Source organism: Aliivibrio sp. EL58 (assembly GCF_900312675.1).
In the GTDB taxonomy this organism is placed as follows: Bacteria; Pseudomonadota; Gammaproteobacteria; order Enterobacterales; family Vibrionaceae; genus Aliivibrio.
Genome location: NZ_OMPC01000009.1, coordinates 355616 through 370410 on the forward strand (window position 1 = coordinate 355616; position 14795 = coordinate 370410).

12 protein-coding genes are annotated in these 14795 nt (G+C 40.2%); 5 read left to right on the forward strand and 7 right to left on the reverse strand.

The window, feature by feature from the left end; genetic code table 11:
- Positions 1–45: 45 nt before the first annotated feature.
- Together ED622_RS12410 and ED622_RS12415 are read left to right on the forward strand one after the other, a co-directional pair.
- Entirely contained in the window at positions 46–792 is a 747-nt protein-coding gene (locus ED622_RS12410; RefSeq protein WP_122034475.1) for a hypothetical protein, read from the forward strand.
- Between the two features lie 143 nt (positions 793–935).
- Positions 936–2405: an MATE family efflux transporter gene (locus ED622_RS12415; RefSeq protein WP_122034477.1), complete on the forward strand. Its 1470-nt coding sequence runs from the start codon at positions 936–938 to the stop codon at positions 2403–2405.
- Positions 2406–2491: 86 nt separating this feature from the next.
- Here ED622_RS12415 and ED622_RS12420 read toward each other — a convergent pair whose 3' ends face one another.
- A complete protein-coding gene (locus ED622_RS12420; RefSeq protein ID WP_122034479.1) occupies positions 2492–5152 on the reverse strand; it encodes an ExeM/NucH family extracellular endonuclease in 2661 nt (886 codons plus the stop codon).
- 356 nt (positions 5153–5508) lie between these two features.
- Between ED622_RS12420 and ED622_RS12425 the strand changes: the two genes are divergently transcribed.
- A complete protein-coding gene (locus ED622_RS12425; RefSeq protein ID WP_122034481.1) occupies positions 5509–6363 on the forward strand; it encodes a DNA ligase in 855 nt (284 codons plus the stop codon).
- 65 nt (positions 6364–6428) lie between these two features.
- Here ED622_RS12425 and ED622_RS12430 read toward each other — a convergent pair whose 3' ends face one another.
- The 6 genes from ED622_RS12430 to rbsD form a co-directional block, all read right to left on the reverse strand.
- Complete coding sequence (locus ED622_RS12430) at positions 6429–7442, reverse strand: substrate-binding domain-containing protein (protein WP_122034482.1); 1014 nt, start codon at positions 7440–7442, stop codon at positions 6429–6431.
- Between the two features lie 75 nt (positions 7443–7517).
- Positions 7518–8435 (reverse strand): ribokinase, encoded by a 918-nt coding sequence (gene rbsK, locus ED622_RS12435; RefSeq protein WP_122034484.1) that lies wholly within the window; start codon positions 8433–8435, stop codon positions 7518–7520.
- A gap of 205 nt (positions 8436–8640) precedes the next feature.
- The gene (gene rbsB, locus ED622_RS12440; protein ID WP_122034486.1) at positions 8641–9519 is read right to left on the reverse strand and encodes a ribose ABC transporter substrate-binding protein RbsB; all 879 of its coding nucleotides are present in this window, start codon (positions 9517–9519) and stop codon (positions 8641–8643) included.
- A gap of 142 nt (positions 9520–9661) precedes the next feature.
- On the reverse strand, positions 9662–10648 hold the full coding sequence (gene rbsC / locus ED622_RS12445; protein WP_122034487.1) for a ribose ABC transporter permease: 987 nt from the start codon (positions 10646–10648) through the stop codon (positions 9662–9664).
- Entirely contained in the window at positions 10645–12159 is a 1515-nt protein-coding gene (gene rbsA / locus ED622_RS12450; protein WP_122034489.1) for a ribose ABC transporter ATP-binding protein RbsA, read from the reverse strand. Before rbsA ends, rbsC begins: the two co-directional genes overlap by 4 nt.
- A 12-nt stretch (positions 12160–12171) precedes the next feature.
- Complete coding sequence (gene rbsD, locus ED622_RS12455; RefSeq protein ID WP_045101937.1) at positions 12172–12591, reverse strand: D-ribose pyranase; 420 nt, start codon at positions 12589–12591, stop codon at positions 12172–12174.
- Positions 12592–12890: 299 nt separating this feature from the next.
- Here rbsD and catB point away from each other — a divergent pair, with 299 nt between their 5' ends.
- Positions 12891–13520, forward strand: a complete 630-nt coding sequence (catB, locus tag ED622_RS12460) for a type B chloramphenicol O-acetyltransferase (RefSeq protein ID WP_122034491.1) — start codon at positions 12891–12893, stop codon at positions 13518–13520.
- A 211-nt stretch (positions 13521–13731) separates the two neighbouring features.
- Positions 13732–14763 (forward strand): cytosolic protein, encoded by a 1032-nt coding sequence (locus ED622_RS12465; RefSeq protein WP_122034493.1) that lies wholly within the window; start codon positions 13732–13734, stop codon positions 14761–14763.
- The last annotated feature ends 32 nt before the right edge of the window (positions 14764–14795 follow it).

The following is a 14795-nucleotide window of genomic DNA, read 5'->3' on the forward strand; positions in this document are numbered from 1 at the left end:
TTCTATACTGTTTATTGCTTATATATGAATGCTTGAGGTTAATGCGTGAGTGTAGAAAATCAAACCAGAACGACAGACGATCATGATGAAGATGTCATCATTATTGAAGAAAAATCAAAAACGAATCACTGGGTTGCCGGAGTTACGTTAATTATTGGCGCCATTGCTGGTGGGCTAATTGGTTCGAGTGTGTCTGACAATAAATGGTCTGAGGCTTATGCTCAACTTGAAGTAAAAACTAAGCAATACCAAGCGGAGTTGAAACAAGCTGACGTAAAAAGTGCAGAGCTTGATGTGTTGATTGCGACAGAAAAAGAACAAGCGTTAGAAGAGCAAAAGAAAGTAAATGCTGAAGATAAGGCACAAGCGGTTGCCGCTGAAGCTAAAAAACGCACATCAATAACCAAAGAAGTAGGGGCATTAAAATCTCATAACGCTTCATTGGGTATGCAAGTAGAAGAGCAAGATAAACAAATCACTCAATTGACTAATCAAGTTGATCTACAGCTAACTATGTTATCTCGTGCTAAGCAATTATTTCAACGTCAACTACAGTTAAAAGAAGAAGCAAGCGCTCTTGAAGTAAAAGTTGAAGTGACAACGGCAAATGAAAAGCAATTAGCAAAAGAGTGTAAAGTATATCTTGAGGGTAAAAGTTGGGATGTGAAGTCAGACGTATGTAAGCGTCAAGAAGAAGCGAAGAACCTCATAACTCAATACAACGATGAACTGCAACTTCTGCAAATGGATATTAAAGAAATTGATCGTATTAGCGAAGATTTAGGAATGTAAATTTCCATATTCAATAAAAGAAGCCACACATTGTTGTGGTTTTTTTATACGCTTGATTTGTATTGAGAATTATTTACATTTGAGTTGTTTGTGATTAATCAAAGATATATCATCCTGTAACAAAATGTATTTGGAGAAGATGAGTGAGTAATCAATCAGCTAAATTTGTTCAAGGTTCGACTATGCGTCATATTTTAGTGATGTCTGGAACAGCCTCTATTGGGTTAATGGCACTGTTTGTTGTTGATCTTCTCGATATGTTTTTCATTAGTATGTTGGGACAAGTTGAACTGGCCGCGGCAATTGGTTTTGCTGGAACAATTATCTTCTTTTCTACGTCGGTATCTATCGGCTCATCGATTGCTATGGGCGCCTTAGTGTCTAAAGCATTAGGGGCGAAAGAGAATGATACCGCTAAACAGTTAGCGTCCAGTACATTGGTTATCGCTTTTATTGTAAACAGCATTATTACCATCACAATGTTTTACTTTATTCCTGAATTACTTGCCATGATAGGCGCGAAAGGAGTGGTGGCAGAGCGCGCGCAAGCGTATCTTTCTATTCTTTTGCCAAGTACGCCAATTATTGCTCTTGCTATGGCAGCAGGTGCTGGGCTAAGAGCGGTAGGTGATGCAAAGCGCTCGATGTTAGCCACTTTGTACGGTGGTATCGTTAACGCTATTTTAGATCCTATCTTTATCTTTGGTTTTAATATGAATGTCGAAGGTGCAGCGATTGCCTCGGTTATTTCAAGAATTACCGTCCTTGTATTCTCACTTTACCCTCTCATTGTGACGCATAAACTTATTGAGTTTCCAAAATGGGATGAGGTGAAACGTCATTCTCCGGCTATTTTTACCATCGCGGTTCCTGCCATTGTGACCAATACAGCGACACCGATTGGCAATGCGATTGTGACATCTACCTTAGCGCCATTTGGAGAAGATTTTGTTGCAGGTTTTGCGGTAGTTGGGCGATTGATCCCAGTGACGTTTGCTGTGATCTTTGCTATGTCAGGGGCGGTTGGTCCTATTATCGGGCAAAACTATGGGGCTAAACGGGTAGATAGGGTGCGTGAGACGTTGCGAAACTCTCTATTTTTTACCGCTATTTATTGTGTCTTTGTTTCGCTAATTTTATATGTTCTTCAAGATCTTATTATACAAAGCTTCAGTCTTGTTGGTGATGCGGCGCTGATCATGAGTACATTCTGTACCGTGGTTGCTATTACTTTCATTTTTAATGGAGCAATGTTTGTAGCAAATACGTCGTTTAATAATTTAGGCAAACCTCTCTATTCGACAGCGTTGAACTTAAGTAAAGCGACTATTGGTACACTGCCTTTTGTGTATTTTGGCGCACAATGGTACGGCGGGATTGGGGTGCTTTATGGCCAAGCCCTAGGTAATATTGTGTTTGGTATTATCAGTATTATAGTATTAAGAGTTCATGTTGTGAGTATGGTGAAAGAGCATTGCCAAACGCTTTCATCTGATGACACATTGGCGGATATTTCTGTAACCATGACGCCATTTTGTAATAACGATGCAGTAATTATGCAAAGTGGAGCTAAAAAAGAAGATACATTAGAGAACCCATCTTTGTCTGGATAAGCGTTGACATTGATCTTATTGAACTAATAAAAAATGGTGGCACTGTATAAATACAAGGCCACCATTTTTTGTTTTAGATTTTCGTATTATTTTTGTTTAGTTAATTTTCTACGTAAAAAACCAAATCCAAACAATGAAGCCAGCGCAAAAAAGTTAAATGATGCGGCTTTCTCATAATCAAGTGAAATCACGATAGGATCATGATCGGATGCGGAATACATGTCGTGGTATTTCACCATATCACCCGTGTATTTTGAGCTGTATTCAAATAAGTTACTTTCTGCGGCATTGATGTGCCAATCTTCAATTTCAGTCACACGCTCAGCCAGTGACTCATTGGCTAATGCATGGTCAAGATTACCTAGTTCACCAGAGTAGGTATAAGAGAAGGTCTCAGTGCCATGTAGGTGAGTGTTTAGGTTAATATAACCATAACCTTGTGTAATTTGGCTGCCAGTTTCTTCATAAGGAAGTGGATTACCATTTTTATCTGTACCTAGCGTTGTATAAGCCGCGGTGAAAATATCACGGTCGTATTTTTCTGGGCTATAGTCAGTTAGTGTTAGTAGGGGATCTTCCATTCCATAGGCGTTCATGTCACCTAAGATGAGAATATCGCCTTTAACCGTTTCTAGATCATCACCGAGAGCTTTGGCTGCAGAAACTCTGAAGCGGTTACAGTTTCCTTGTAGATCGGCAGGATCACTGTTTTCTTCAAAGTTTTGCCATTGCTCAATACACTCAGAGCCTTTTGATTTTAGATGATTAACCACGACAGTTAATGGCTCATTAGCTTCTTTAACCATAAATTCTTGAACTAGACTGTGACGTTGATATTTGTCATAGGCTGGATTGAATTCAATGGTGCCATTATTATCACGAGTGACTGTATTTTCAGCCACGTGTTGTTCTGGTGTTTTGATAACACGCGCTTTGCCTTTGAGTTTCACTTCACTTGGGCGATACAGTAGGGCAACCATGATGGCATCTGAACCTAGATATTCACCTTGATATTTGTCTTTGTTTTTAATCTCTACGTATTTGTAGTGATCCTCTTCATCGTCAAATTTAGCATTTAAAGCCGTTGTTAAGTCACTAATGGCGCTGTTTTCACCAAAGCCATTATTTTCAACTTCCATTAAACCAATAATATCAGCATCAATGGCGACTAATGCAGATAGGATTTTAGCTTGTTGAATAGCAAAGTCATCGGCATTTTCAGCACCACGGTTTTGACCTGTTGGATTAGCATCACCACCAGTAGCGACGGATGTGAAGTAGTTTAATACGTTAAAACTTGTGATGGTTAAGTCTTCATCATCAATGCTTGGCTCATCTGTTCGCTCAACATTAAATAGGGTTGAACCATCATCATTAAGCACTTGAGTAATAATATTGTCTTGAGTGATGGTGTTTGAGACAACTAAACGGTATTGACCGTAAGAATAAGCAACAACACCTTCTAGACCTTCAATACGCGCCCCTAAACGTAGGTAGGAATCAGCACTGCCATCTTGATTAATATCCGCTGCAAAATCAGGGAAATAAGGGACTTTTCCGTTCGCGGCTTTGTTGTCTGATTCAATCGTAATTTGGCGTTTTGCATTATCTTCAGCTAAGGCAATCGCTTCTGGACTCTCTGCCGCAAAAAGTTGAGTTGGTTTAAATAGTGGCTCTCCATGAGACAGCACCATGTTGTTACGTTTACTACCGTAATCAAAGCTGAAATTACGAGTAATACGTAGATCTGAATGCGATGTTATCTGTACCTTCATCCCTTCGTGGCGCTCTAATGCATCTGCTAGTGTTTCACCTTCATTAATGACTAATTCATTCACTTGTGCAGGGGATTCAGTCCTTTGAACTATATAGTTATTAGTATCAGGCTTTAATTGTGTTTGGTTGTAGTACTCTTGAACTTTGGCTTTTACACACACAACTGCACCAGGTTGGATCTGTTGAGATGGCGCGCTGCCTGTACTTACAAAAATACCTTCTGAGCTATTTGGATCAAAGTCATCATTAAGGCCTTGTAGGTAAAAACCTTTTAATAAGCTTTCGCCACGCGCAGTGACAATACCTTGAACAAAGTACTCTTCTGTTGATGTAAATCCACTCGTGATCAGAGGCGATTTATCACCTGTGCCTTGAATTTGGTTAATTTCGGTAAAGGTTGGAGGCGTACCTGAATCTGTTTCACAAGCAAACGCAGGGGGTGGCGTTACGCCTTCTTTATATTCCCCAAGCCCTTCAATATTATCCTTTGATTTTTCAAGCCACATAGCAGAATCAAACGTTGTGCTAGGAGTTAAATCAGCTCGAACAAAGCTTTTGTCTTTACCCCAATCAACATCGCCGTCAACGCCAATGCGATCATGCTCTGCACCATCTTTGAATAACATGTAAGTCTCATCACCATTATGGTTAACGATACTTTCAATGCTATCTGTCACGCCTTTAATTGCATCAGAGGCACGGCTGTTTGAAATAACGTAGACACTTTTTGCATCTAAGGTAATGGCAGATAGGTCGAGATCATTTTTCCACTCGTTTAATCCATTGTATTTATATTTAAGAACGTAGCCAGAAAGTGATACCGAGCTGTCGCCTGTGTTACTGATTTCTAATGATTTATTGTAACTTCCGCCTTCTACATACTGAGAAATAATAATATCAGCGTATGCATTACCAGAGAGGGCTAATCCTACCGCCATTGCTAGAGAGGTTTTCAATTGAGTTTTTTTCATTTCACTGCTTTCCGTAGTCATGTTATATGAATTGAGATGACTCATTCGATGAGTCTATAAATTAAAGCTCTCATATTGATATGTCATAAACATTATATTTGCATGAATAATGTGAGATTGAGCAGTGCTGTAACGCTATAAATTTGGCAGAAATCAATTTAATAACAAAAATAGTAATAGTGGGTATTTACACAGTGTTATTAGAAATAGATTGTGAGTTGAAAATATTAAAACTGATTATTACATAGATAATCGATATGAATCGTAATTGAATGAATTTAAAATATAAAGCGTTCGTAATGCCAATTTGTAAACGTCATGATGAGTTAAATACAGAGAATGAATAGGTGGCATGAATGAAAACGTTATCTTTGTCGGCGCTAATAACCTTAGGCCTGATGTCCACGAATGTGCACTCTCACGATGAGCCTAATACGGCATCAATAGACGTATTATTAGCCAAAGAATATCACAACGATCTCGATATTGATGGGTACTGGCTAAGTGAAAAGCTGGATGGGATTAGAGCATATTGGACTGGCTCTGAGTTATTAACGCGAACGGGCCACAAAATCGCTGCCCCAGATTGGTTTACTGATCCTCTGCCTAAATACGCAATGGATGGTGAGTTATGGGCGGGAAGAGGGGGATTTCAACAAGTAGCAAGAACCGTTTTAGATGGCCAGCCAGATGAAGAGCAATGGCGAGAGATTACGTTCATGGCGTTTGATTTACCTTTCTCTACAGGCATGTTTCCTAAGCGTTATTACGAATTGGAAGTATTGGTTAAAAAGTTGGATAAACGCCATGTCAAATTAGTCGAGCAATATCCAATCAGTACTGATGAAATGCTGTTTGAAACATTAGAAGATATCTCAATCAGAAATGGTGAAGGACTCATGCTAAGAAAGCTCGATAGCATTTATCGACCAGGTCGAAGTGATGATTTGATTAAATTGAAGAAGCATCAAGATAACGAAGCGATAGTGGTGGGTTATACCGATGGAAAGGGAAAATACACAGGAATGGTTGGGGCGTTAATCTTACAAATGCCAAATGGGAAAGAGTTTAAAGTGGGCAGTGGTTTGAGTGTTGCTGAAAGAGAAGACCCGCCTAAGTTGGGCCAAAAAGTGACGTATCGTTACAATGGTTACACTGATAGTGGTATTCCAAAGTTTGCTCGTTATCTTGCGGTTCGTGAAGGTTATTAATAGAGATTATTTGAAGAGAGCAATGGAGCTTATATTTAGCATAAACTCCATATTATATAGTTTGATTATTCACAAGTGCTTAGCGTTTTAACGCTGTCTCGAACCATTAATGTCGGTTCTAACTGTATCACATGATTTGTTTGTGATTTAGTTTGGATTTTTTCCAATAATGAATCAACGGCTTGTTGCCCTAATCGATGTTTTGGTTGGTGAATAGTGGTTAACGATGGCGTAATGTATTTTGCCATCTTGATATCATCATAACCTACGATAGAAAGATCATTTGGTACTGAAATTCCTTTCTTACTCGCGCAATTGATCACACCCATTGCCATCATGTCATTTGATACAAACAGAGCGGTAGGTAATTTACCTCTTGCATGCAGTTCATTAAATGCAGTTTCTCCACCTTCACATTCAAAGTCACCAGAGGCGATCCACTGTTTATTAATCTCTAATCCAGACTCTTCCATCGCTTGTACAAAACCACTTAAACGTTGCTGTGCTTGCAGTTTGTTCAGAGGGCCCGTTAAACAACCAATTTCAGTATGACCTTGTTCAATTAGATGTTTTGTTGCTAAGTAACCGCCGTGGTGGGAGTTATCTTGGATTTTATCGCTTGGAAAATCAATTAAGCCCCAGTCCATTACAACCGTTGGGACGGCTTGGTAGCGAGAAAATAGCTCAAGCACTTGGTTTTCAATTTCAGTGCACATCAGCAATAAGCCATCAACGCGCTTTTGCAGTAGGGTATCTAAACTTGAATGGACACGTTTTGCATCGCCTTCGGTATTGCATAAAATCAGGTTGTAACCCATCTCATAACAACGTCGTTCAACGCCTTTTACTACTTCGCCAAAAAATGGATTGGTAGAGGTAGTAACTAGCATACCAAAGGTTTTTGTGTGGTTGACTTTTAAACTGCGAGCGAGCGCAGAGGGCGCATAATTCAGCTCAGATACCGCGGTCATGACACGTTCAGAAATATCATCACTGACAAAGCGTGTTTTATTTAGAACATGACTCACCGTAGAGGTAGAGACACACGCGTGTTTGGCTACATCTTTGATTGTTGCCATAAATTCAATCCTTTGTTTATGTCTTTATGAGTAAATCACTAAGGTGTTTAGCTCATAAAGACACGAAAGTCGGTATTAGTGCTCTAGTAAAAAACGCTCGACTTCTGTGATAGAAGGGATAGAGGTTTGAGCACCCATTCGAGTTACTGATATTGCCGCCGCAGCATGAGCAAATTTAATCGCATCATCCAATTTACGGCCAGATTGTAAGCCTGTTAAGAACGCACCGTTAAAGGTATCACCGGCGCCTGTTGTGTCGGTTGCTTGAACTCTAAAGCCTTCAACTTGACGGCCTTTACCATCTTGGCTAATCCACACGCCTTTGCTACCCAGAGTGATCATCACGGTTTCAATGCCTTTCGCATGAAGTGCGTCAGCAGCCTGTTGAGCGCTTGCCATGTCTGTCACTTCAATGCCCGTTAGTAATTCAGCTTCTGTTTCATTAGGCGTAATCATATCAACAAGTTGTAATAAGTCATCACTTAATTGGTGAGCAGGAGCAGGGTTTAGAACGACTTTAGTGCCTGCTGCTTTTGCAATTTGTGCTGCTTTTTCGATGGTTTCAATCGGTGTCTCAAGCTGCATTAACAAGGTATCAGCCGCTTCAATTAAGCCGTGATGAGGTGCAATGCGTTCCGCGGTTAAGCATGCGTTTGCTTCAGCAGAAATACAGATGCTGTTTTCACCGGTTGCTGCAACTTGGATCATCGCAATGCCGGTTGGTGTGTTTTCTTCAATCATCACACCGTCAGTATTAATACCATCGAACTTAAATGCTTCAATCATTTGGTGACCAAAGCTGTCGTCACCTACGCTTGCAATAAAAGCAATATCAGCGCCTAAACGTGCCGCAGCAACAGCTTGGTTTGCGCCTTTTCCGCCAGGGATAACAGAGTAGCTGTGACCGTGTAACGTCTCACCTGGACGTGGGAAAGAAGCAACTTGAAGAACGTGATCTGCGTTTACGCTACCTAAAACAACTAATTTATTCATAATGCGCCTTTGTTTCTTATCTGGAAATGACCTTGAAGTTATCGGTCTTAAAACATATGGGTAAATGGGTGACTAACTTATTTATAGTTTCATTCATTTAACGATATGTTTTTGTATTTCTATGTTGGAGAAGAGTAGAGCATCAGTGCAATTTAGTTGTGAGCGCACCGATGCTCTATTTTTACTTACTAAACTATTTATTCAATTACTTAGCGATAACTTTTAGGTCAACAGGAATGTATTTTTCTACTGTTTCCCCTTTTAGTACTTTAACGGCAGTTTCAACACCAAGAGCACCAATTAGGTCAGGCTGTTGTGCGATAGTTGCACCAAGTAGGCCACGGTTAACGGCAGCGATACCATCTTCAGTGCCATCAAAACCGACGATTAGAACGTCTTTACCTGATGCTTGAACAGCACGTAGAGCACCTAACGCCATTTCATCATTTTGAGCAAATACCGCTTGAACATCAGGGTTTGCTGCAATCATGTTTTCCATTACGTTAAGACCTTTAGTACGGTCAAAATCAGCTGGTTGGCTACCAAGTAGAGTAAGACCACCGCTGTTTACTGTTTTCATGAAGCCTTCACCACGCTCACGGGCAGCTGATGTCCCTGCAATACCTTCAAGTTGGATAACGCGCGCTTTCTCGCCCACTTTTTCCATGATGTATTTACCCGCCATTTCACCACCGGCAACGTTATCTGATGCAATGTGACTTACAACATCACCACGGCTTGCACCACGGTCAAGAGTTAATACAGGGATGCCAGAGCGGTTAGCCATGCGAATCGCATTTGAAACCGCATCAGAATCTGTTGGGTTAATTAGGATTGCTTTTACGCCACGAACCGTAAGATCTTCAATGTTTGAAAGCTCTTTACTTGGATCGTTTTGAGAATCCAGAACAATCAGTTTGTAGCCTAGGTCTTTTGCTTTTGCTTCAGCCCCTTCTTTCATGGTCACAAAAAATGGGTTGTTCAACGTAGAAACGACCATTGCCATTGTATCTTGAGCCGCAGCTGTCGATGTGAAAGAAGCAGAAAGTAGGGCTGCAGAGATTAGGGTTGCTAACTTTTTCATTCTATATTCCTTGTAGAGTGTAGGGCGGCACAAATCAAACATGGTACGTCTGGTTGTGCCTATTTCTTGTTTTAAATAGCAAACGAATTTATAGGGGTGACTCTTATTCGTATAAATTATTAAGTGTTATAAATAATGGGTATTACTTGTTTTTGTTGTCTACTAATACTGCCAGTAGGATAACCACCGCTTTGGCGATCATTTGGTAATAAGAAGAAACATCTAATAAGTTCAGTGCGTTGTTTAAGAAGCCGATAATCAGAGCACCAACGAGTGTACCCATGATGCGACCTTTACCGCCCGCTAGACTTGTACCGCCAAGTACTACTGCGGCGATAGCATCTAGCTCATAACCCATACCAGCAGTAGGCTGAGCTGAAGAAAGACGAGAGGTTACGATTAAGCCTGCCAGTGCCGCAAGTAGACCACAGATAGCGTAAACACCGATCTTAACGCGATCTACATTGATACCAGATAAGCGAGTTGCTGATTCATTGCCGCCAAGTGCGTAAACGTAACGACCAAAGCGTGTGTGATTTAGTAAGTACCATACCGATGCAAATACAATAACCATTAACCAGATTGGAACAGGGATGCCAAGTGCGTAACCTGTACCAAGCCATGAGAAGCTATCAGCAACATCAGTAAAGCCTGTTGAGATAGGGCGACCTTCGGTGTAAACCATTGTCACACCACGTAGCAGCGTCATTGTTACTAGGGTTGCAATAAAGGCTTGAACCTTACCTTTAGCGATAATAATACCGCTTATTGCACCCAGTGCAGCACCTGCAAGTAGCGCAGTAGGAACCGCAATCATTACCGGAATTTCAAGACCAATCATGGTGGCAGCAAAAGCACCACAAAGCGCGAGTACTGAGCCTACACTCAAATCAATACCAGCAGTTAAGATAACCAGTGTCATACCCACTGCGATAATCGCGTTAACCGAGGTTTGGCGTAAAATATTTAAGATATTGTCGACAGTAAAAAAGTTGTCGTTTAAAAAGGAAACCACGACAATTAACAGTAAAAGCGCGATTAACGATTTTTGTTCAATCAGCCATTCTTTAGAGAACATGCCGCCTTTCTTTTGTTGCGTTTCAGATGAAGTCATTGATTTAGTGCTCATGCTATTACCTCGACGTTTTGCTCAACAGTTTTACCTACTGCACAAGCCAATAATTTTTCTTGATCTGCATCTTTTGCCATGAATTCGCCACTGATACGGCCTTCATGCATAACCAAGATGCGGTCACTCATTCCTAACACTTCAGGCATTTCTGATGAGACTAAAATAATGCTCATGCCTTCGGCTTTAAATTGGTTTATTAATTGGTAGATCTCTTTTTTCGCACCAACATCAACGCCACGAGTAGGCTCATCTAAAATCAAGACTTTAGGGCGAGTCATTAAGCCTTTAGCTATCGCTACTTTTTGTTGATTTCCGCCAGACAAGTTACCGATAATTTGGTCGCGAGTCGGGGTTTTAATGTTGAATAAGCGAATAAAATCTTCTACTGCGGTGACTTCAGCGTAATGATCAATCTGAACGCCTTTTGATAACTGATCTAGCGAGCATAAAGACATGTTCTCTTTCACTGATAAACCAAGTACTAGGCCATCACCTTTACGGTCTTCAGAGATATAAGCGATACCATTTGCCAAACCATCACGAGGAGAAATAGGGTTAATCATCTTATTGTTTAGTTTAATTGCGCCACACGTCATTGGTGCTGCACCGTAGATAATTTTCATTAACTCAGTACGACCTGCACCCATCAAACCTGATACGCCAAGGATCTCGCCGCGATCTAATGAGAAGCTAACATTATGAACACCAGGCCCTGAAACATCGAACAGCTCTAATGATTTTTCATTGTGTTGAACGTCAATGCGAGGGTATTGCTCATCTAAACGACGGCCAACCATCATTTCAATTAGGGTATCTTCATTAATCTCTGCAACCACACGTTCGCCAATGAATTTTCCATCTCGAAGGATAGTAATGTCATCACAGATCTCGAAGATCTCTTTTAGACGGTGTGAGATATAAACAATGCCGCAGCCTTCATCGCGAAGCTCATTAATCACTTTAAATAGAGATTCAGTCTCAGTATCTGTTAAGGCATCTGTCGGCTCATCCATGATGATAACTTTAGATTTAAACGACAGTGCTTTGGCAATCTCAACCATTTGCTGTTCACCTAAACTCAGTTCACCTAATAGCTGGCGAGAGTGGTGTTTTACATTCAAACGTTTAAGTAGAGCATCAGCGTCTTTATACATTTCAGCCCATTTGATACCACCAAATGCATTGGTTTTCTCACGGCCTAAGAAGATGTTTTCAGCAATGGTTAGTTCAGGAATAAGGTTCAGCTCTTGGTGAATAATACTGATACCAGATTCTTGAGAGTGCTTAGGGCCATTAAAGTTAACCGCTTTGCCTTCGTAACGGATTTCACCTGCATCCATTGCGTAGATGCCAGTTAATGACTTCATTAAGGTTGATTTACCCGCGCCATTCTCGCCCATTAGGGCCATAACTTTGCCGGAATAGACATTAAGACAAGCGCCATCCAGTGCTTTTACACCGGGGAAGGCTTTCTCAATGCCGTTTAATTCTAAGATAGCTTGAGTCATAACGTGTCCTATTTAAAATACAACGCCAGATTGGAAAATCACGTTAGCGTAAGGAGTACATTCACCAGTACGAACGACGGCTTTACTTTGTTGTGTGTGTACTTTGAATGCTTCGTGAGGCACATAAGAAACGGTAATTGATTTTCCACATAGTGCTTCTTCAGCAGCAATAAGCGTCATTAGCTCATCGTGTAGTTGTGGGCTAACGGTTTTGAATTCTTCAGCAACGATAGCGCCTTCAATTTGCATTTCAGACAGTGTCGCTTTTACGGTATCAATAAAGGTTGGTATTCCCTGAACTACCGCTAAATCGATGCGTTGTGATTCTTCAAAAATCGGCAGACCAGCATCGCAAATGGTGACTTCATCAGTATGGCCAAGAGTGGCGATTACATATGATAATTCTGCGTTTAGTAGTGTATTTTTCTTCATGAGAATACCTTTAGTTAATTAATTATGAACACATACTGCTTATTTAATGCTCATCGAAACGTTTGCGTAAACGTTTCGATGGTGAATTTAGAGCAATAAATGACACTTTGCACCCAAGAATGTAACTAAGTGTGATCAAACGCAGAAATCTAATTGATGAAAGACTAAATAAGAGATCTTGGTCAAATTTTGATGGTGACCATCAAGAAAGGCATAGAGGAGTTGGAAAAATCAAACTAACTAATGGAATTAATCAAATGTTATGATGGTAATGTTATAAGCTTAAAAGAGAATGCATAGTGAACAATTACTTTGAAAGCCCATTTGTTGGGAAATCATTAAAAGAACAAGTAACTAACCCGAATATTATCGTTGGTGAGCACAGCTACTATTCTGGTTATTATCATAATCACAGCTTTGATGATTGTGCTCGCTATTTACTGCCAGATAGAACAGACATTGATAAGCTTATTATTGGTAGCTATTGTTCCATTGGTTCGGGAGCTGTCTTTATGATGGCAGGAAACCAAGGGCATCAAAATAAGTGGGTGAGTACCTTTCCTTTTTTCTATCAAGATAATGATAACTTTACTGATGCTAAAGATGGCTTTGAGCGTGCTGGTGATACCGTTATTGGTAATGATGTTTGGATTGGTACAGAAGCAATGATCATGAGTGGTGTAACTGTAGGTGATGGGGCAGTCATTGCAAGTCGTGCTGTAGTTACAAAAGATGTCGCTCCTTACTCTATTGTTGGTTCAAACCCTGCAAAACATATTCGTTATCGTTTTACTGAGACTGAAATATCACAATTGCTAGAAATGAAGTGGTGGCAGTGGAGCGATGAGCAAATCAAAGGAGCGATGAATTTAATGTGTTCATCAGATATTTCTGGTTTGTATTTATATTGGAAAAACAGTAAGAATTGATAATCCGGTGGTGGATTAATATCATTGGTTCATAACAGTCTACATTCACTGTGTTATAACCATCAAACAAAACAGAATGCCAAGTTATGTGTATAGCTTGGCATTTTTGTACCGAAATCATTCCAACTGTAATTATTAGTGTTCAAACTAATATTTTCGTTTAACGTCCATCTTTGATACAATCTCGCGCCTGTTTTTGATGGAAGATTAAATGAAATTATTATATTGGTTAGATGAGTGGTTAACCAACTCACGTTCAGAGCAACAAGCACAACTGCCAATGTCTGGTGGAGACTTACTAGACAATGTGTATGTTAAATATAACTTTGTTGATGTGAACAAGCCGCTATTATTCACTTTTTCTCCTGCTGGGACTAACGTACAAGAACAAGATCTACATGAAGATTTTGCACCTTGGGGTTACCACTTAGCGCAAAAACAACAAGTGAATGTTATCTCTTTCCAGCACTTAGGAAAAAGCAATTGGTTCCGTAGTCGTAATTTAATTTTCTTTTTAGAACAATTATCTACATTACTTGAACCTTTTACTTATCGTTTAGGCTATGGTTTAAGTCGCGGTGGCTTTGCTGTTGGTGCTTTTGCAAATTTATTGCAGCTTGACCAAGTATTGCTGTTTCATCCTGTTAGTACTAAAAACCAACAAACAGCCCCTTGGGATGATAGGTCGAGTACCGAAATTGCACAGCAGTTTGATTGGGAAGGGGATTATCACGATCTCGATTTAGGTAAAGCGAAAGGGTATATCATTTATGACCCAACCAATCGTATCGACCGTTTGCATGCTAAACGTTATCCAGAACTAACCCATTTACGAGTTTTTGGTATGGGACATGGAACTCATGCAACGTACTTGAATAAATTTGGCTTTTATAAGCAAGTAGCAGTAGATTTCATTCGTAATCAACAGATTGATATTGCACAGTTCCGTCAACAAACGAGAACATTGCGTTTTAAAGAAGACTATTACACACGTCTTAGTAAAGTGAATGCGAGCTCTGAACACCGTCTAGGTTTGTTGAGCAAAGCACATAATATCTTGATTGATGAGAAAGAGGCGCATGTGCAAGAGCATCAAGCGCAAATTGATGTGCAGCCGCTTATTGAAATCGCACTTAGACATCAAGATGATCATCCTAAAGATGCGATCAAATTGTTAGAAATGGCTCAGCAATTAGTGCCAAATGATCCTTTAGTTGAGCATAAGCTTAGACAGTTACTTTAGATCTGATTTGTTGTCTTATTATCGAAGCGCCC

What these genes read in the sequence shown, in the direction of transcription:
- ED622_RS12430 (WP_122034482.1), bottom strand. Translation starts at nt 7,442, where the DNA reads ATGGCAACAATCAAAGATGTAGCCAAACACGCGTGTGTCTCTACCTCT.
- rbsD (WP_045101937.1), bottom strand. Translation starts at nt 12,591, where the DNA reads ATGAAGAAAAATACACTACTAAACGCAGAATTATCATATGTAATCGCC.
- ED622_RS12465 (WP_122034493.1), top strand. Translation starts at nt 13,732, where the DNA reads ATGAAATTATTATATTGGTTAGATGAGTGGTTAACCAACTCACGTTCA.
- ED622_RS12420 (WP_122034479.1), bottom strand. Translation starts at nt 5,152, where the DNA reads ATGAAAAAAACTCAATTGAAAACCTCTCTAGCAATGGCGGTAGGATTA.
- rbsK (WP_122034484.1), bottom strand. Translation starts at nt 8,435, where the DNA reads ATGAATAAATTAGTTGTTTTAGGTAGCGTAAACGCAGATCACGTTCTT.
- rbsC (WP_122034487.1), bottom strand. Translation starts at nt 10,648, where the DNA reads ATGAGCACTAAATCAATGACTTCATCTGAAACGCAACAAAAGAAAGGC.
- rbsB (WP_122034486.1), bottom strand. Translation starts at nt 9,519, where the DNA reads ATGAAAAAGTTAGCAACCCTAATCTCTGCAGCCCTACTTTCTGCTTCT.
- rbsA (WP_122034489.1), bottom strand. Translation starts at nt 12,159, where the DNA reads ATGACTCAAGCTATCTTAGAATTAAACGGCATTGAGAAAGCCTTCCCC.
- ED622_RS12425 (WP_122034481.1), top strand. Translation starts at nt 5,509, where the DNA reads ATGAAAACGTTATCTTTGTCGGCGCTAATAACCTTAGGCCTGATGTCC.